The sequence below is a fragment of the Allobosea sp. 117 genome (assembly GCF_000702305.1).
Lineage (GTDB): Bacteria > Pseudomonadota > Alphaproteobacteria > Rhizobiales > Xanthobacteraceae > Ancylobacter.
Genome location: NZ_JNLC01000010.1, coordinates 280,848 through 298,218, shown reverse-complemented (window position 1 = coordinate 298,218; position 17,371 = coordinate 280,848). Strand labels below are relative to the sequence as shown.

Sequence of the window (17,371 nt, the reverse complement as noted above, 5' to 3'; positions counted from 1 at the left end):
ATCTTCGCGGACGAGTTCGCTTCAATTTTGCACCGCCGAAGGCTATCAGTAACCCGCAAGGCAGGGCTCGGGATCAAGCATGCAGGCGAACGCCATCGACCATACCGCCGAGGCCACGCCCATCCCGGTCGGGGGCGCGGCGGAGCTGGCGTTCGACCTGTCGGTGCCGCTCGTCATCGACCTCGACCACACGCTGCTGTCCACCGATACGCTGCACGAGGCCTTGGTGCGCTTCCTGCGCCGGAAGGGCGCGCATGCCTGGCGCATCCCCGGCTGGCTGGTCGCCGGCAAGGCGACGGTGAAGCGGCAGCTCTCCGCCGCCCTCACCGAGGAGGACGTCGCGCATTTTCCCGTCGTGCCGGATCTCGTGGAGTTCGCCGAGCGCGAGGCGGCGCGCGGCCGGCCGGTGATCCTCGCCACCGCCGCCGACCGCGCGGTGGCGGAGAAGGTGGCGGCGCGCTTCCCCTTCATCACCGACGTGTTCGCCTCGGACGGGCAGGCCAACCTCAAGGGTCCCGCCAAGGCGGAAAAGCTGACCGAGCACTTCCCCAACGGCTTCATCTATGCCGGCGACGCGCCGGCCGACCTGCACATCTGGAGCCGGGCGCTCGGCGCCATCGTGGTGGGCGGCTCGCCGCGCCTTGAGAACCGGGTGCGCGGCACCACCGACATCCTGACCAGCTTCCGCCGCGACGGCAGCCGTCTGCGCGAAGCCGTGCGCAGCCTGCGCCTGCATCAATGGGCGAAGAACGCGCTGGTCTTCGTCCCGGTCATCCTGGGCGGCAAGTTCTTCGACCCGGCCGCCTGGGGCGCGGCGCTGCTCGGCTTCATCGCCATCGGGCTGCTGGCTTCGGCCACCTATGTGCTGAACGATCTCTGGGACATCCAGGAGGACCGCCAGCACTGGTCGAAGAAGAACCGCCCGCTCGCCAGCGGCCGGCTCTCCATCGCCTCCGGCATCGGCCTCGTCGCCATAGCAGGGCTGCTGGCTCTGGCGCTTGCCGTCATCCTCGGGCCGGGCGCGCTGGAGACGCTGACGCTCTATCTCCTCGTCTCGCTCTCCTATTCGTTCCGCTTCAAGCGCGAGCCGATCATCGACGTGCTGTTCCTCGCCACGCTGTTCAGCATAAGGCTGGCGCTCGGCATGGTGGTCACCGGCGCGATCTTCTCGCCGTGGCTGATCATCTTCTCGATGTTCGTGTTCCTCTCCCTCTCGCTGGCCAAGCGCCAGACCGAGATCATCCGCATGATCGAGCACGGGCGCGAGCGCACGCTCGGGCGCGGCTACCGGGCCGGCGACGCGCCGCTGGTGCTGGCGCTCGGGGTCGGCACCATGATGGCGACGGTGCTGATCATGGTGCTCTATCTGATCGAGGACGCCTTCCCGACCGGGCTCTACACCCGCCCGGACTTCCTGTGGGGCTTCCCGGTCGTCATCTTCCTGTTCCTCGCGCGCATCTGGCTGTTGTGCCATCGCGGCGAGCTCGACGACGACCCGGTCGCCTTCGCGATCCGCGACCGCATGAGCATCGCCTATGGCGGCATCATGGTCGCGCTGTTCCTCGCGGCGATCGTGTGAGCGGGATGAACGCGGCCTCCCGCTTCGTCGAGCGCGGCGACGTCCTGTCGTGGGGGCGCGTGGTGCGCCGCCCGCAGCGTCTCGCGCGCCCGCATTTCGCGGACGAGCTGCCCGCTTTACTGGACGATCCGGCGGCGACCGACAGCCTGCTCGCCATCGGCCTGCGCCGTTCCTATGGCGACAGCGGGCTCAACAGCGAGGGCGCGGTCATCGACATGACCGGGCTCGACCATTTCATCGCCTTCGACGCCGGGACCGGCCTGCTGCGCGCCGAGGCGGGAGTGAGCCTTTCGCAAGTGTTGCAGCTCGTCGTGCCCAAGGGCTGGTTCCTGCCGACCACGCCGGGCACGCGCTTCGTGACGCTGGGCGGCGCGGTCGCCAACGACGTGCACGGCAAGAACCACCACCGCGCCGGCAGCATGGGCTGCCACGTGACGCGGCTCGGCCTGCTGCGCGGGGACGGCGAGCGGCTGGAGCTGAGCCCGGAGGAGAATGCCGGACTGTTCGCCGCCACCATAGGCGGGCTCGGGCTCACCGGCGTGATCGAATGGGTCGAGCTGAAGCTCGCCAAGATCGGCAGCGCCTTCCTCGATGTCGAGATCATCCCTTATGGCTCGCTCGACGAGTTCTGGGCGCTCGCCGAGGAGAGCACGGAGCGCTTCGAGCACACCGTCGCCTGGGCGGACTGCATGCCAGCAGGTCGTGGGCGCGGCGTGTTCTCGCGCGCCAACTGGACCTATGAAGGCGACTACAAGGCGCATGGCGACCGGGCCTGGAAGAACATGCCGGTGGACCTGCCCGGCTTCACGCTGAACAAGCTGTCGGTCAGCGCCTTCAACGAATTCTATTTCCGTGCCCATCGCTGGAAGGCGGGGCGGGTGCGCCAGCATTATTCGGTGTTCTTCTATCCACTCGACGCCATCCACAACTGGAACCGGCTCTACGGCAAGCGCGGCATGCTGCAGTTCCAGTGCGTGGTGCCGTGGGCCTCGGCGCGCCCTGCCATGGACGCGCTGATGGCGGCCATCGCGCAGTCGGGGCAGGCCTCGTTTCTCACCGTGCTAAAGACCTTCGGCGACATCGCCTCGCCCGGCCTGATGTCCTTCCCGCGCCCCGGTGCGACGCTGGCGCTCGACTTTCCTAATCGTGGCGAGGAGACGCTGGCGCTGATGGGCCGGCTCGATGCCATCACCCGCGAGGCGGGCGGCGCGCTCTATCCCGCCAAGGACGGGCGGATGAGCCGTGAGATGTTCCGTCTCTCCTTCCCGCGCTGGGAGGAATTCGCGCAGGCGAAGGACCCGAAGATGAACTCCGATTTCTGGCGAAGGATGGCGGCATGAGCGCCGACAAGGGCAGTGGAACACGCATCATCATCCTCGGTGCCACCTCCGGCATCGCGGAAGCCACCGCCCGCATCTGGGCGGCGCAGGGCGGCCGGCTGGTGCTGGTGGCGCGTGACGGCGCACGCGCCGAGGCAATCGCTGCCGACCTCAAGGTGCGCGGGGCGGAAGAGGCCGATGTGGTGGCCCTCGACCTCGCGAAGGCGGACGCAGCGGCCGAGCTCGACGCCATGGTGGCGAAGCTCGGCGGGCTCGACATCGTGCTGCTCGCCTATGGCGCGCTCGGCGACCAGAAGACCCTGGAGACCGACCCCACTGCGGCCCGGGCGCTGATCGAGACCAACTTCACCAGCGCTAGCGCCTGGTGCATCGCCGCCGCCAACCGCTTCGAGGCGCAGAAATCCGGCGCGCTGCTGGTGATCGGCTCGGTGGCGGGCGACCGCGGGCGGCAGTCGAACTTCATCTATGGTGCGACGAAAGCGGGCCTCGCGGCCCTCGTCGAGGGCATCGCGCATCGTCTTGCTCCGACCGGCGCGCGGGCGGTGCTGATCAAGCCGGGCTTCGTCGACACGCCGATGACGGCGGCCATCCCCAACAAGGGCGCGCTCTGGGCGAAGCCCGAGGCAGTCGGCGCCATCATCGCGCGGGCGGCGCAGAAGGGCCGGCCGGTGGTCTACGCGCCCGGCTTCTGGCGGCTCATCATGCTGATCGTGCGCAACGTGCCGGCCGCGATCTTCCACAAGACCAAGCTCTGACCATCAGGCTTCGAACCCGAACGGATCCTTCGTGCAGACACCCGCCAAGATCGTCGTCACCGGCGCCGCCGGACTGGTCGGCCAGAACCTCATCCCCCGCCTCAAGGCGCGGGGCTTCGGGCCGATTGTCGCCATCGACAAGCACCCGGCCAACACGAAGATACTGAGGGAGCTTCATCCCGACATCATGGTGATCGAGGCCGACCTCGCCGTTCCCGGTGCCTGGGCCGACGCCTTCGCCGGCGCCGACACGCTGGTGCTGAACCACGCGCAGATCGGCGCGCTAGAGGAAAAGCCCTTCATCGACAACAACATCACCGCGAGCGAGCAGGTCGTGGCGGCGGCGAAAAAGCACGCCGTGCCGCATGTCGTGCACATCTCCTCATCGGTGGTAAATTCTCTTGCCCACGATTACTACACCGAGACAAAGAAGGCGCAGGAGGCGCTGGTGGTCGGCAGCGGCCTGTCGGTGACGGTGCTGCGCCCGACGCTGATGTTCGGCTGGTTCGATCGCAAGCATCTCGGCTGGCTCGCCCGCTTCATGCAGCGCGCGCCGGTGTTCCCGGTGCCGGGCAGCGGGCGCTATCTGCGCCAGCCGCTCTATGTCGGCGATTTCTGCGGGGTCATCATGGCCTGCATCGAGACGCCGCGCCCCGGCGAGGCGTTCAACATCTCGGGGCAGTCGAAGATCGACTATATCGACCTGATCCGCGAGGTGAAGGCGGCCTCCGGCGCCAGGGCACCCATCGTGCGCATCCCCTACGCGCTGTTCTGGACGCTGCTCAAGACCTACGCGCTCGTCGACCGCGACCCGCCCTTCACCACCAGCCAGCTCAAGGCGCTGGTGACGCCGGACGTGTTCGAGGTCATCGACTGGCCGGGCATCTTCGGGGTGCGCGCGACGCCGCTGCCGGAGGCGCTGAAGGAAACCTTCCAGGATCCCGTCTATTCCAAGGTCGTGCTGGAGTTCTGATCATGGCGCGCGTTGCAGTCATCGGCGCCGGAGCCATGGGTCTCGCGGCGGCCTATCACGCGCTGAAGGCCGGACACGAGGTGACGGTCTACGAGGCCGACAGCGTGCCGGGCGGCATGGCGGCGCATTTCGATTTCGGCGGCCTGTCGATCGAGCGCTACTACCATTTCGTCTGCAAGTCGGACCGCCCGACCTTCGCGCTGATGGACGAGCTCGGCATCGGCGACAAGATGCGCTGGGTGCCGACCTCGATGGGCTATTTCATCGACGGCCGGCTGCACGACTGGGGCAACCCGGTGGCGCTGCTCAAATTCCCCGGGCTCAGCTTCGTCGAGAAGCTGCGCTACGGGCTGATGATGTTCCTCTCCACCAAGCGGGCCGAAGCGGGCGACCTCGAAAAGCGCTCGGCCCGCGAATGGATCGAGAGCTGGTGCGGACCGTCGGTCTATCAGCGGCTGTGGCGCCCGCTGTTCGACCTGAAGTTCTACGAATATGCCGACAACATCTCGGCGGCCTGGATCTGGACCCGCATCAAGCGGATCGGCACCTCGCGCCGCTCGCTGATGCAGGAGGAGCTCGGCTATATCGACGGCGGCACGCTCACCCTCGTCGAGGCGCTGTCGAAGGCGATCCGCGCGAAGGGCGGCGACATCCGGCTCGGCGCCAAGGTGGAGGAGATCGTCTCGGAAGGCGGGCGCGTGACCGGGGTGAAGGCGAACGGGGCGTTCGAGCCCTATGACGCGGTGATCGCCACCGTGCCGACGCCGCTGATCCCGAAGCTGGTGCCCGGCTTCTCCGACGCCGCCAGGGAGGCCTACGCGAAGATCGAGAACATCGGCGTCGCCTGCCTCATCTTCAAGCTGAAGCGCTCGGTGACGCCGCATTTCTGGGTGAACACGATGGATGCCCGCATGGGCATTCCGGGCTTCGTCGAGTTCTCGAACCTGCGGCCGACCGGCGACACCATCGTCTACGTGCCCTATTACATGCCGGTCACCAACCGGAACTGGGCGCGCCCGGACGCCGAGCTGCTGGACGAGGCGTTCTCCTATCTCAAGATGGTCAATCCGGCGCTGACCGACGCCGACCGCATCGACGCGCGCGTCGGCCGCCTCGCCCATGCCCAGCCGGTGTGCCCGCCGGGATTTGCGGCGATGATCCCGCCGGTCGCGACCGAGATCGCCGGGCTGCAGATCGCCGACACCTGCTTCTACTACCCGGAAGACCGCGGTATCTCGGAAAGCGTGCGCTATGGCGAGCTGATGGCCCGCGCGGTGAACGATCCCGCCGTGTGGAAGGGCGCACACTGAATGTCCCGCCAGTTCCTCAAATTCCTGCTGACCGGCGGCATAGCCGCGCTGGTCAATCTCGGCAGCCGTTACTTGCTCAACGAGGTGATGAGCTTCGAGATCGCGGTGGCGCTCGCCTATCTCATCGGCATGGTCACCGCCTATGTGCTGGCGAGGGCCTTCGTGTTCGATCGGTCGGGACGCTCGGTCGGCTCGGAGTTCAAGCGCTTCACCATCGTGAACCTGTTCTCGCTGGTGCTGGTGTGGTGCATCAGCGTGTTCCTCGCGCGCGTGTTCTTCCCGGCGGCCGGCTTCACCTGGCACGCCGAGGACGTCGCGCATTTCATCGGCGTCATGGCGCCGGCGGTGGCCAGCTATTTCGGCCACCGCTTCTACACCTTCGCCCGCGCGCACCAGGAACCCTGACACCTGGCCGTGAGACGGGCTCCGAGTCCTCAGAGCGTCTGGTTGTAGGCGCCGACCTCGGGGTGCTTGCCGAGTACCTCGTTCACCAGCGCGAACATGTCGTGCATGCGCTCTTTGGAGACCGGGCTCTCGACCACCACCACCAGCTCGGGCTTGTTGGAGGAGGCGCGCACCAGCGCCCATGAGCCGTCCTCCACCGTGACGCGCACGCCGTTCACCGTGACGAGATCGCGGATCGGCTGGCCGGCAACGCTCTCGCCGCGCGCGGCGAGGTCCTCGAAATGCTTCACCACCGCGCCGACCACGCCGTATTTCTGCTCGTCCGGGCAGTGCGGCGACATGGTGGGCGAGGACCAGGTCTTGGGCAGCGCGTCCCGGAGTTCGGAGAGCTTGCGGCCGGGATTGCGGTCGAGCATGTCGAGCACGGCGATGGCCGAGACGAGGCCGTCGTCATAGCCGCGCCCGACCGGCGCGTTGAAGAAGTAGTGGCCGGACTTCTCGAAGCCGACGAGGGCGCCGCTCTCGTTCACCCGGCGCTTCATGTAGGAGTGGCCGGTCTTCCAGTAGTCGGCCTTCACGCCGTTGGCGATCAGCACCGGGTCGGTCATGAACAGGCCGGTGGACTTCACGTCGACCACGAAGGTGGCGCCGGGATGCAGCGTCGAGAGGTCGCGCGCCAGCATCACGCCGACCTTGTCGGCGAAGATCTCCTCGCCGGTGTCGTCCACCACGCCGCAGCGGTCGCCGTCGCCGTCGAAGCCGAGTGCGACATCCGCCTTGTGGGCGAGCACAGCGTCGCGCATGGCATGGAGCATCTCCATGTCCTCGGGGTTCGGGTTGTATTTCGGGAAGGAGTGGTCGAGCTCGCAATCGAGCGGCACCACCTCGACGCCGAGCGCCTCCAGGACGCGCGGGGCGAAGGCGCCCGCCGTGCCGTTGCCGCAGGCGACGATCGCCTTGACCGGGTGCTTCAGCTTCGGCCGGTCGGTGAGGTCGCGGATATAGACCTCGGGGAAGTCCTTCACGAAGCGGTAGCCGCCGCCGGGCCGCTCCTTGCCGAGGCCGCCGAGCACGATCTCCTTGAGGCGACTCATCTCGTCCGGCCCGAAGGTGAGCGGGCGGTTCACGCCCATCTTCACGCCGGTCCAGCCATTGTCGTTGTGCGAGGCGGTGACCATGGCGACGCAGGGCAGGTCGAGCGCGAACTGCGCGAAATAGGCCATGGGCGAGAGCGCGAGGCCGATATCGTGCACCGTGACGCCGGCCGCCATCAGGCCGTTGGCCAGCGCCAGCTTGATCGAGGAGGAATAGCTGCGGAAATCATGGCCGGTGACGATCTCCGGGCGCACGCCGAGCTCGTGGATCAGCGTGCCGAGGCCGAGGCCGAGCGCCTGGACGCCCATGAGGTTCAACTCGGTGCCGAACAGCCAGCGCGCGTCATACTCGCGAAAACCTGTCGGCTTCACCAGCGGCTCGGTCTCATAGGCATAGGTGTTCGGTACGAGATCGGCGCGCGGCAAAGAGAACATCGGCAGTCTCACAGTTGACAGCGGGAAGGGCGATCGAGCCGATCAATGAAGACCCGGCTCGTGAGGGATAAGCGATAAAGGATGGCGAGGAAATGACCCCGCCGCAACGAGGCTCAACGCTCCCAGAACGGTTCGGTATCACGGAACCGCCGCCATTTGTCGTGAATGGCGGGAGCGGTGTGCTGGCGCTCGCTCTCCTGCCAGCCGGCGATGATGCCGATGGCGCGGTGCAAAGCGGGCGCTGTGCCCGCCGCCTGCAGCTCGCGCAGCAGCGGGCCCGTTGTCGCGGCGTCATTGTCCGCGCCGAGCACGTCCTGCAGCTTCGACAGGCGGCGCAGATAGGTCTGGGCCCTGGCGTCGCCGGGATAGAGCGGCAGGACGAAATCCACCGTGTAGCGCAGCCGCTTCAGCTTCAGGCGCAGCTCGTGGCGTTCCTCCGGCGCGAGGCCCCGGAAATGCCGGCCGCGCTTCAGCACGCCCCGGCGGGCACGATCGAGCATGCGCTGCGCCAGCGCGACGGCCGGCTCGGCGAGGAAGCCGAGCGCCTCGGACGATACGTCGTTGCGCCAGCCCCGCCGCTCGATCAGATGGCCGAGGCCGAGCAGGAAGCGGGTGGTGCGCGGATCGGCGAGCTGGTCGCGCACGCCCGAGTGGGCAGCGCGGCGCAGCGGCTCGGCGGCCTCGCGCAGGCGGGCGAAACCTTCCGGCTCCAGACCGGTGCGGGCGATGCCGGCCAGCGTCTCGCCGACGAACACGTCCCAGCCCCGCGCCGGACCGAGCGCCCGCCCCATCAGCCGCGCCTCGGCGTTCAGCGCGCGGAAGGCGGCCGACGGCAGCAGATGGGCGAAGAGCGCGAGGGCGGAGCGCAGCCGCCTGAGCGCGACGCGCAGTTGGTGGACGCCCTCCGCCCGCCCGGCCTCGGCGGCGGCGAGATTGCCGAGGAGCTGGCGATGGCAGCTCGCCAGCATGGCGGCGAGCGCATCGTCCACCGCGGCGTCCTCGCCGAGAGCGAGCGGACCGGCCTTCTCCGCGACCGGCGGCTCGGCGAAGGCGAGGCGATAGCCGCGCTCCGCCTTGCTCAGCGTGCCGAAGCGCAGCGGCGCCACGTCGAGCAGGGCGAGGCCGAGCTCGTAGAGCGTGGCGGCCTCGCCGGATTTGAGCTCGAGCTCGATCTCGCAGACCGGCGTCCGCTCCGCGCCGGCGGCGATCTCGCCCTCGTCCAGCGCCAGCTCGATGCGGGCGTCGGGGCGCTCCATCACCACCAGGCGCCGGCGGATGCGGGCGGCGAAGACCGGCACCAGAGCGCCACTGTCCGGCAGTTCGAAGGGCAGCGCCGCGCCGGCGAGCGGCAGCACGGTCAGGTCGGGGGCCGCGGAGGCGAGCGGCGCCTCGAATTCGGGGCGGCTCAGCGGATCGTCATCGGCGGGCAGCTTCAGCGTCTCGACGAAGCGCGTGCCAATGCGGCGGACCCGCAGCGAAGCCTGATGGCGGAACAGCAGGTGGTCCGGCGTGTCGTAATAGACCGTCTCCAGCCGCCGGACGACGCCCTGGCTGCGCGCGTCGCGCGCCACCGCCGGCGCCATGCGGATCTGCTCCAGCGTACCGGGCGGAGCGAGCAGCTTGAGCTCGACCTCGCGATGCGACGCCACATCGAGCGGCCGGTCGCCATGGGTCTCGCCGTCCATCACGTCTCCCCCGGCGGCGCCATCCCGTGCGCCTCGCCCGCCGGACGCAACGGTAGCGCAGGCTGGTCGCGCCCGCCATCGCCGGCAAGCCGGGCGCGCGCGGCGGCGCTCACTTCCTCCGGGCCGCGATCCGCCGGGAGCCGCGCCCAGTCGAGCCCTTCCAGCGAATGTGCGACCTGAGCGCGCACCACCTCGGGCGTGGCGTCCGAGGCATCGCCACGGCGCGCGGCGACGCGGGCGACGAGGCGTTCGAGCGGTACGTCGAGCCAGAGACCTTCAAACGGCACATCGGCCTCCGAGGCCGCCTGCGCGATGCGGGCGCGCTCCTCCGCCCGGTCGAACACCGCATCGGCGACGACGGCGTGCCCGGCCCCGGCGATCGCCGCCGCCTGCGCCGCGAGGCGCGCATAGACGCGCTGCGACACCGCGCCCTCGTAGGCCTCTGGCGGCAGGCGTGTCTCGGCGGCGACGCCGAAGGACGCCTTGCGGATGCGGTCGCTGGCGAGGATGCGGGCGCCGGGCGCGGGACCGAGCACGGGCGCCACCGCCGCCGCCACGGTCGACTTGCCGGAGCCGGAGAAGCCACCGATCGCCACCAGCCGCGCCGGGCGCGGCTCCAGCAGCGCGGCGGCGAGGGCGAAATAGGAGCCGGCCTCCTCGCCGGCGTCCCCGCCCCGCGCGGCGGCGACATGGGCGCGCACCGCCGCCCGCACCGACATGAAGAGCGGCAGCAGCGGCAGGCCGTCCGCCTCGTCGGCCGCATCGAGATAGCGGTTGAGCACCAGGTTGGCCTGCCGCCTCAGGCCCCGATGCCACAGATCCATCAGCAGGAAGGCGAGGTCGTAGAGCACATCGGTGGTGGCGAGCTCCTCGTCGAACTCCAGGCAGTCGAACAGCGTCGGCTCGCCGTCGAGCAGGCAGATGTTGCGCAGATGCAGGTCGCCATGGCAGCGGCGGACCTTGCCGGCGCTCGCCCGGGCGTCCATCAGCCCGGCATGGGCTTCGAGCGCGGCGTCGGCCGCATCGGCATAGCGGGCGACGTCGGCCGGCGACGCGATGCCGGCTCCCGCGAGCGTGTCCGCCAGCGCCCGGCGATTGCCGTCGAGCACGGCGGCCATGCGCGCCGCGCCTTCGGTGCTCGGGTCAACCGGCGCGGTGCGATGGAAGGCAGCGATGTTGCGGGCGAGCCTCGTCATCACCGGCGGCGTCAGCGCGGCCTTGGGCAGCCGGTCGAACAGCGCATCGTCGGGAAAGCGGCGCATCTCGACCACCGCGTCGACCAGCGCACCGTCTCCGTCCAGTTCGAGCCCGCCATCGGCGTGGCGCGTCACCCGGCGCACCGCGCGGTAGAGCGCCGGCGCGGTGCGCCGATTGAGCTCGAGCTCGCGCTCGCAGGCGGCAAGGCGCCGCCCGGGCGTCGAGAAGTCGACATAGGGCAGATGCACCGCGCGCTTGAGCTTGATCGCGCGTTTCCCGCGGAGCAGCACCGCCGAGATATGGGTGAGGATCGGCGCGCCCGCAGGCTCCTCACCGAAATCCGGCGTCGACGCGAGGAAGGCCAGCGTCCCGGCCTGTCCGTCGCGGTCCCCGCCTTCGCTCCGCCCGTCGCCCGACACCGCGCCTCCCCTTCTCCCGCCGTCTTCCGGTGGTGCGCATCCTCGCCCGCCGCCAGGCCGGCGGCCTTGAGCGCCCTCAACGCAGCTCCAGACGCAAACCATGGCGGCCGGCGAAACGCTTCTCTATATAGACGCCATCATGCCGAGCGACGCCACAGACGCGACCTTTAACCCCACCCGCACGCCGGTGTTCTCGGCCGACGAGGTCGAGCGCTATGCCCGCCACATTGTGCTGAGCGAGATCGGCGGGCCCGGCCAGCAGAAGCTGAAGAAGGCGAGCATGCTCGTCGTCGGCGCCGGCGGGCTCGGCGCCCCGGCCCTGCTCTATCTCGCCGCCGCCGGCGTCGGCCGGCTCGTGGTGATGGACGACGACGTGGTCTCGCTGTCGAACCTGCAGCGGCAGGTGCTGCACACCACCGATGGGATCGGCGAGCCGAAGACGACGAGCGCGGCGCGGGCGATCCATGCGCTGAACCCGCATGTCGAGGTCGTCGGGCTCAATGAGCGCATCACGCCCGACAACGCGCTGGAGCGCGTCGGCGCGGTCGACGTGGTGGTCGACGGCTCGGACAATTTCGCCACCCGCTATCTGGTCGCCGATGCCTGCGCGCTGGCGGGCAAGCCGCTGGTGACGGCGGCGCTCGGGCGTTTCGACGCCACGGTGACGACGCTGCGCCCGTTCGAGACGGGGCCGGACGGCGAGCCGAACCCGACCTATCGCTGCCTGTTCCCCGAGCCGCCGCCGCCCGGCACGGTGCCGACCTGCGCCGAAGCCGGCATCCTCGGCGCGCTGGCCGGGGTGGCCGGATCGCTGGTGGCGCTGGAAGCGATCCGCGCCGTGGTGCCTTTCGGCGAGGGGCTGGTGGGTCGCTTGCTGATGATCGACGCGCGCGCCATGCGCTTCGAGACGCTGACCTATGGCTGGGATCCGGACAACCCGCTCACCGGCAAGTCACCGACCATCCGCGACCTGTCGCACCACCGACGCGCGCCGGTCGAAGGCTGATCAGCCGGCCTTCGCGCCCTTGAAGACCTCGACCAGATAGGCGGTGTCGAGCGCCCCCTTGCCCTGGTCGACCGGCACCTTCATGAGGTCCAGCAGAGCCTGGGCGAAGCGCGGATCGACCCCGAGCTCGGAGGCGCAGGTGAGCCACATCCGGGCACCCGCCAGATCGGTCTGCAGCGCCGACTGCACATTGGTGTAGTCCCGCGCGCGTATGGCTTCGCGGAACGACACGGCGCGCCGGTTCACGTCGCCGGAGAAGGACGGCAGCGCGGTGAAGAACAGGTCGGGATCGAGCCCCGCCGCCTCGCAGATCGCCGCCCCGTACAGCATGGCCATCGGCGCCGCGAAGCAGTAGCTGAGGAAGGCGCTGTCGAGCTTCGTCGGGTTGGTGACGTCGGCCCCCGCATAGATCGACTGGCCGGCCAGCGCGACCAGCGTGTCGCGATGCGCTTCGAAGATCGCCGCGTCGCCGCCGTAATAGATGACCGCGTCGGGGCGCCCGATGGTCGCGGGAAAGCAGCAGATGCGGCCATCGAGATAGAAGATGCCGTGGCGCTCCGCCCACGCGGCGAGCTCCGTCGCCTCGGCCGGCAGCCCGGTGGCGAGTTGCACCAGCGTGCGGCCCTTCAGCGCCTCGATCACCTCCGGGCGGTCGAGGCTCTCCCATGTCGCCGCGTAGTTGATGAGGCAGGCGATGACGAGATCGGAGCGCCCGGCCGCCTCGACGATACTGCCGGCGAGGTCGGCCGTATCGGCGAAAGGCGCGGCACGCGCGGGGCTCCGGTTCCAGAGCGTCGGCCGGATTCCCGCGGCAATCAGGGCACGCGCCAGAGAGCTGCCCATGGAGCCGAGCCCCAGCAGAGAGACGGATGACGGCATTGGACCCTCCCGGTTGTGCCGGGAAGGGATCGGCAAGCGCCATGCCAGCGATTTTCGGCGCTGCACGGCTGGCGCCGCCCGCCGACAACCCGTGTTCGCCGGCGGCAGATGCCTCGCCGGACCGCATATCCCCTGCGTCAACCGGCCGGAATGCGCCCGCCGGCGGGCGGGCTGCGCGAATCATGCCGTCTCATCGGCGAGACTGAGACGATGACATGGACCGGCGATCGCACGGCCTTCTATGCGCATCGAGGACGTGCCGATCAGTTGTAGAGGCCCGGCGGCACCTTGTACCAGTCGCCGCGCCGGCCGGCCTCGCGGCCGAGCGCGAACAGCGCGTTCATATAGGCCCGGTCGAACACGGCGTTCGGCTTCATGTCGAAGCTCGCCGGAATGAAGGCGAGGCGGAAATCGTATTTGAACTTCTGCGCGAAGCGGTAGGTGTCGAGCACCGTGCCATAGGTGTCGCTCTTCATCAGCGTGTCGAAGCCGCGCGCGGCGATGGCGAAGGTCGAGCGCTTGGTCATGTCGAAGTCCGGCTCGAACTTCTTGTTCAGCAGCACGAAGAAGCTGCGGCGCCTGGCGTTGGTGAGGAAATCGCCGGAGGCGGCGGCGACCTTGGTCGGCACGGCGAGCACCTGCATGGTGGTGCCGCCGTCCACATGCATCTCCTCGAAGCGGCGCCCGTCCTGCTCGGCCTCGATCATCATCGGCTGGAAGGCACCGGGGATGCTGGCCGAGCCGACCAGCACGGCGCGGAACAGCTCGACGGCGCGCGGATTGCCGCTGTCGGCGATAGCGCCCATGTCCCACATCACCGGGCGCTGCGCGTCGAGATTGGTGGTCAGCACGTAGAGCCGGCGCCCGGCACGGTGCTGGGCGGCGATCTCCGCCAGCATGTCGGCATCGACATAGCGCGCCACCATTTCGCGCAGCGGATCGGTGCTGAACACACCGTCGCGCAGGAGGCCGGCGATCGGGTTGCCGGAGACGATGTCGCTGGTCGAGGTCTCGGTGTAGACGCGCCGCAGCCGGTCGTCATAGGCGGGGCCGAGGAAGGCGAAAGGGGCGATCAGCGCCCCGGTCGACACGCCGGTGACCACCGAGAATTCGGGCCGCGTGCCGGTCTCGCTCCAGCCGTTCAATACGCCGGCGCCATAGGCCCCGTCCTGACCGCCGCCGGAGATGGCGAGGATGCTGTAATGCTCGAAATGGGCCCTGTCGCGCGCGGCCCGGAAGCGGGCCAGCAGCGGCATCAGCTCGGCGATCGAGGCATCCGCCCAGATGCGCACGCCCGGTATGCCCATCGGCGCGCCCATGGAGGCATCCGCCGCCGTGTAGGGCGTGCGCGGCAGGGTGGCGCAGCCGGCGGCCAGCGCAAGGGCGAGGAGGACACCGCACAGGCGCGCGGCGCGGAACAGCACAGGCATACGCATCGAACCCCACGCCCCCCAACAGCGCCGAGGTGGAGCGGAGGCTAGCACGCATGGGCAAGGCGCGGCGTGGCGCCGCCGCCACAGGCGGGGCGCTTCGTGAGCCGCGCGGCGCTCAGAGCATGGAGGGCAGGACGCGGTCCGGCGGACGGTGGCCGTCCATGAAGGTCTTGATGTTGACGATGACCTTCTCGCCGGTGTCGACGCGGGCCTCGACGGTGGCCGAGCCCATATGCGGCAGCAGCACCACCTTGCCCTGGCGGGCGAGCTTGAGCAGCTTCGGGCTCACCGCCGGCTCCTGCTCGAACACGTCAAGCCCGGCGCCGGCGAGCTCGCCGGTCTCGATCATGCGGGCGAGCGCGTTCTCGTCGATCACCTCGCCGCGCGCGGTGTTGACGATGTAGGCGTCGCGCCGCACCAGCTTCAGCCGTCGCGCCGAGAGCAGGTGATAGGTCGCCGGGGTGTGCGGGCAGTTGACCGAGAGGATGTCCATCCGCGCCAGCATCTGGTCGAGGCTGTCCCAATAGGTCGCCTCGAGCTCCTCCTCGATCGCCGCCGGCAGCGGACGTCGGTTGTGGTAGTGGATCTGCAGGCCGAAGGCGCGGGCGCGGCGCGCCACCGCCTGGCCGATGCGGCCCATGCCGATGATGCCGAGCCGCTTGCCCCAGATGCGGTGGCCGAGCATCCAGGTCGGCGACCAGCCTGGCCACACGCCGTCCTCGGCGGTGAGCACGGAGGCGCCTTCGGTGAGCCGGCGCGGCACCGCGAGGATGAGCGCCATGGTCATGTCCGCCGTATCCTCGGTGAGGACGCCGGGGGTGTTGGTGACCGTGATGCCGCGCGCGGTGGCGGTGGCGACGTCGATATGGTCGACGCCGTTGCCGAAATTGGCGATCAGCTTGAGGTTCGGCCCGGCCTGCGAGAGCACGGCCGAATCGATGCGGTCCGTGATGGTCGGCACCAGCACGTCGGCGCTCGCCGCCGCCTCGACCAGCTCGGCCTGCGTCCTCGGCCTGTCATCCATATTGAGCCGCGCGTCGAACAGTTCGCGCATGCGCGTTTCGATCTTGTCCGGCAGCTTGCGCGTGACCACGACCAGCGGCTTCTTGCGGGCCATTTCCATCCCCGTCGGCGATCAAACTCCCGTTAACGCTAAGCCTTCACAATCAGGCGTGAAAGCGGGCGTCGCCGGGGTGGCGCGTTCATTATCAGACAGGTGGGCGAAAGACAAAAGCCGGGTGGGCGCGAGCCGAAATCGCCCGGCGTCGTTTTGCCCGGCTTGACGGGACAGGCGCGGCGGGTCTCCTTTCGCGGCCCGGCGGGACGGAGCTATGGTGTTCGCGATCATGCGAGAGACGACGTGGGTGACGGCGCTGGCGAAGGCGGCGTCGAGGGTTGGTGCGTCAAGGTTTTGGGCCGCGCTGGCATTGGCGATGGTGCTCGGCCACGGCGCCGCCATGGCGCAGTCGCCGGAGGCGACCGGGCGGGTGAGCGGGCTGCCGGTGCCGCGCTTCGTCAGCCTCAAGGCCGACAAGGTGAATGTGCGCTCCGGCCCGACCAAGGACCACCAGGTCGCCTGGGTATTCACCCGCGCCGGCCTTCCCGTCGAGATCACCGCCGAGTTCGAGACATGGCGCCGCATCCGTGATTCGGAGGGCGCCGAGGGCTGGGTCTACCACTCCATGCTCTCCGGCCGCCGTACCGCGCTGGTCGGGCCCTGGCTGAAGAAGGACGGACCCGTCGCGCTCTATTCCGGGCGCTCCGGCGAGGCCGCGGTCAAGGCACGGATCGAGCCCGGCGTGCTGGGCAGCGTGAAGGATTGCGACGGCAGTTGGTGCCGCTTCTTCGGCGACGGCTTCGACGGCTTCGTCGAGCAGGTGAAGCTCTGGGGCGTCTACCCGAACGAGAAGTTCGAGTAGCGCCGGGGCCGGCCTGAGCGCTCAGACGAATATCCGCCGCGCCGCGAGACGTTCGGCGCTTTCGGGGTCGTGCGCCGGCAGGATGACCGTCGGTTCGCCGGCGGCGAACGCCTTGATGGCACGCAGCGTCGCGATGGACTGTGCGGGGTCGTTGGTCACGCCGTCGGCCTTCTCGGCCCGCAGATTGGCCTCGTCATAGGTGGCATCGCCGGCGAGGAAATAGGTGATCCCCTCGTCGCGGACGACCACGGATACGTGGCCGTCGACATGCCCCGGCGTCGGCACCAGGAAGATGCGCCCGTCACGGGTCACGGGATGCGAGCCGGCGAAGGGCCCGACCGCCGGCCCGTCCATGTCAACCGCTTCCGGGCGGAACCAGATCGGCCAGCGCTGTGGCAGACATCCCATCAGGCGGCCCCTGAGGCCGGTCGACACCGGCAGGTTGGCGCGCGGCACCAGCACGCGGGCGGACGGGAAATGGTCCAGGCCGCCGGTGTGGTCGTGATGTAGATGGGTGAGGATGACCGTGCCGATGTCGCGGGCCGGATCGAGCCCCATGGCGAGCAGGCGCGACCCGACCTCCTCGTGCGGCGCGACGCGGATCGACACCTCCCGCGTGAAGAAGGGGTTCCAGCGCGGCAGATATCCCGGCACCGAATTGCGCCAGGTGTCGCCGGTATCGACGAGGAAGCGGCCCTCGGGATGCTCGATCAGGAAGCAGAGGATCGGCAGAGGCTCGACCCAATGGGTGTCGCGAAAGATGTCGATCTTCCGCTGAAGACCGCTGCGCCCGTCGCCGCCGGTGCGCTGGGCGGTCTTCATCCGCGCCTTGCCGGTTTCGATCGCGGTGATGCGGATCACGCTCGCCTCCATAAAAAACGAATAATCGTTCTTTTTATGACGCAGGCCACGACGGTTGTAAAGAACGGTCGTTCGTTTTAT

The 17,371-nt window shown here is 69.3% G+C and carries 15 protein-coding genes; 8 read left to right on the top strand and 7 right to left on the bottom strand.

The window, feature by feature from the left end:
* Positions 1–79 precede the first annotated feature (79 nt).
* From U742_RS0103405 to U742_RS0103380, 6 genes are read left to right on the top strand one after another with little or no spacing between them, the layout of a single operon-like run.
* Positions 80–1,579, top strand: a complete 1,500-nt coding sequence (locus U742_RS0103405) for a UbiA family prenyltransferase (RefSeq protein ID WP_051660820.1) — start codon at positions 80–82, stop codon at positions 1,577–1,579.
* A gap of 5 nt (positions 1,580–1,584) precedes the next feature.
* Positions 1,585–2,919, top strand: a complete 1,335-nt coding sequence (locus tag U742_RS0103400; protein WP_029350060.1) for an FAD-binding oxidoreductase — start codon at positions 1,585–1,587, stop codon at positions 2,917–2,919.
* Entirely contained in the window at positions 2,916–3,674 is a 759-nt protein-coding gene (locus U742_RS0103395) for an SDR family oxidoreductase (protein WP_029350058.1), read from the top strand. The genes U742_RS0103400 and U742_RS0103395 overlap by 4 nt, the downstream gene beginning before the upstream one ends.
* Before the next feature lie 31 nt (positions 3,675–3,705).
* Positions 3,706–4,647, top strand: a complete 942-nt coding sequence (locus U742_RS0103390; protein ID WP_029350055.1) for an NAD-dependent epimerase/dehydratase family protein — start codon at positions 3,706–3,708, stop codon at positions 4,645–4,647.
* 2 nt (positions 4,648–4,649) lie between these two features.
* On the top strand, positions 4,650–5,957 hold the full coding sequence (locus tag U742_RS0103385; protein ID WP_029350054.1) for an NAD(P)/FAD-dependent oxidoreductase: 1,308 nt from the start codon (positions 4,650–4,652) through the stop codon (positions 5,955–5,957).
* On the top strand, positions 5,958–6,362 hold the full coding sequence (locus tag U742_RS0103380) for a GtrA family protein (RefSeq protein ID WP_029350052.1): 405 nt from the start codon (positions 5,958–5,960) through the stop codon (positions 6,360–6,362).
* A 29-nt stretch (positions 6,363–6,391) separates the two neighbouring features.
* Here the strand turns inward: U742_RS0103380 and U742_RS0103375 are convergent, their stop codons facing one another.
* The 3 genes from U742_RS0103375 to U742_RS0103365 form a co-directional block, all read right to left on the bottom strand.
* Positions 6,392–7,891: a phosphomannomutase/phosphoglucomutase gene (locus tag U742_RS0103375; RefSeq protein ID WP_029350050.1), complete on the bottom strand. Its 1,500-nt coding sequence runs from the start codon at positions 7,889–7,891 to the stop codon at positions 6,392–6,394.
* A gap of 113 nt (positions 7,892–8,004) precedes the next feature.
* Positions 8,005–9,576: a CYTH and CHAD domain-containing protein gene (locus U742_RS0103370; protein WP_051660819.1), complete on the bottom strand. Its 1,572-nt coding sequence runs from the start codon at positions 9,574–9,576 to the stop codon at positions 8,005–8,007.
* Positions 9,576–11,192 carry a bifunctional aminoglycoside phosphotransferase/ATP-binding protein gene (locus U742_RS0103365; protein WP_248310245.1) on the bottom strand — a complete coding sequence of 539 codons (1,617 nt, stop codon included), beginning with the start codon at positions 11,190–11,192 and terminating at the stop codon, positions 9,576–9,578. Before U742_RS0103365 ends, U742_RS0103370 begins: the two co-directional genes overlap by 1 nt.
* Before the next feature lie 187 nt (positions 11,193–11,379).
* On the opposite strand from U742_RS0103365, the gene moeB reads away from it, so the two are divergent.
* Complete coding sequence (gene moeB, locus U742_RS0103360; RefSeq protein ID WP_029350046.1) at positions 11,380–12,198, top strand: HesA/MoeB/ThiF family protein; 819 nt, start codon at positions 11,380–11,382, stop codon at positions 12,196–12,198.
* Here the strand turns inward: moeB and U742_RS22420 are convergent, their stop codons facing one another.
* The 3 genes from U742_RS22420 to U742_RS0103345 all read right to left on the bottom strand — a co-directional run bounded on the left by U742_RS22420 (position 12,199) and on the right by U742_RS0103345 (position 15,627).
* Complete coding sequence (locus U742_RS22420) at positions 12,199–13,077, bottom strand: NAD(P)-dependent oxidoreductase (protein WP_051660818.1); 879 nt, start codon at positions 13,075–13,077, stop codon at positions 12,199–12,201.
* Between the two features lie 263 nt (positions 13,078–13,340).
* On the bottom strand, positions 13,341–14,513 hold the full coding sequence (locus U742_RS0103350) for a patatin-like phospholipase family protein (RefSeq protein WP_029350042.1): 1,173 nt from the start codon (positions 14,511–14,513) through the stop codon (positions 13,341–13,343).
* A gap of 112 nt (positions 14,514–14,625) precedes the next feature.
* Positions 14,626–15,627 carry a 2-hydroxyacid dehydrogenase gene (locus tag U742_RS0103345; protein ID WP_029350040.1) on the bottom strand — a complete coding sequence of 334 codons (1,002 nt, stop codon included), beginning with the start codon at positions 15,625–15,627 and terminating at the stop codon, positions 14,626–14,628.
* Positions 15,628–15,943: 316 nt separating this feature from the next.
* Here U742_RS0103345 and U742_RS0103340 point away from each other — a divergent pair, with 316 nt between their 5' ends.
* On the top strand, positions 15,944–16,429 hold the full coding sequence (locus tag U742_RS0103340) for an SH3 domain-containing protein (RefSeq protein WP_197028196.1): 486 nt from the start codon (positions 15,944–15,946) through the stop codon (positions 16,427–16,429).
* Between the two features lie 21 nt (positions 16,430–16,450).
* On the opposite strand, the gene U742_RS0103335 is transcribed toward U742_RS0103340, so the two are convergent.
* Entirely contained in the window at positions 16,451–17,290 is an 840-nt protein-coding gene (locus tag U742_RS0103335; RefSeq protein ID WP_029350035.1) for an N-acyl homoserine lactonase family protein, read from the bottom strand.
* Positions 17,291–17,371 lie beyond the last annotated feature (81 nt).

Coding starts and splice junctions, on each gene's coding strand:
- U742_RS0103405 (WP_051660820.1), top strand. CDS start 80: ATGCAGGCGAACGCCATCGACCATACCGCCGAGGCCACGCCCATCCCG.
- U742_RS0103400 (WP_029350060.1), top strand. CDS start 1,585: ATGAACGCGGCCTCCCGCTTCGTCGAGCGCGGCGACGTCCTGTCGTGG.
- U742_RS0103395 (WP_029350058.1), top strand. CDS start 2,916: ATGAGCGCCGACAAGGGCAGTGGAACACGCATCATCATCCTCGGTGCC.
- U742_RS0103385 (WP_029350054.1), top strand. CDS start 4,650: ATGGCGCGCGTTGCAGTCATCGGCGCCGGAGCCATGGGTCTCGCGGCG.
- U742_RS0103380 (WP_029350052.1), top strand. CDS start 5,958: ATGTCCCGCCAGTTCCTCAAATTCCTGCTGACCGGCGGCATAGCCGCG.
- U742_RS0103375 (WP_029350050.1), bottom strand. CDS start 7,891: ATGTTCTCTTTGCCGCGCGCCGATCTCGTACCGAACACCTATGCCTAT.
- U742_RS0103370 (WP_051660819.1), bottom strand. CDS start 9,576: ATGGACGGCGAGACCCATGGCGACCGGCCGCTCGATGTGGCGTCGCAT.
- U742_RS22420 (WP_051660818.1), bottom strand. CDS start 13,077: ATGCCGTCATCCGTCTCTCTGCTGGGGCTCGGCTCCATGGGCAGCTCT.
- U742_RS0103350 (WP_029350042.1), bottom strand. CDS start 14,513: ATGCGTATGCCTGTGCTGTTCCGCGCCGCGCGCCTGTGCGGTGTCCTC.
- U742_RS0103345 (WP_029350040.1), bottom strand. CDS start 15,627: ATGGCCCGCAAGAAGCCGCTGGTCGTGGTCACGCGCAAGCTGCCGGAC.
- U742_RS0103340 (WP_197028196.1), top strand. CDS start 15,944: ATGGTGCTCGGCCACGGCGCCGCCATGGCGCAGTCGCCGGAGGCGACC.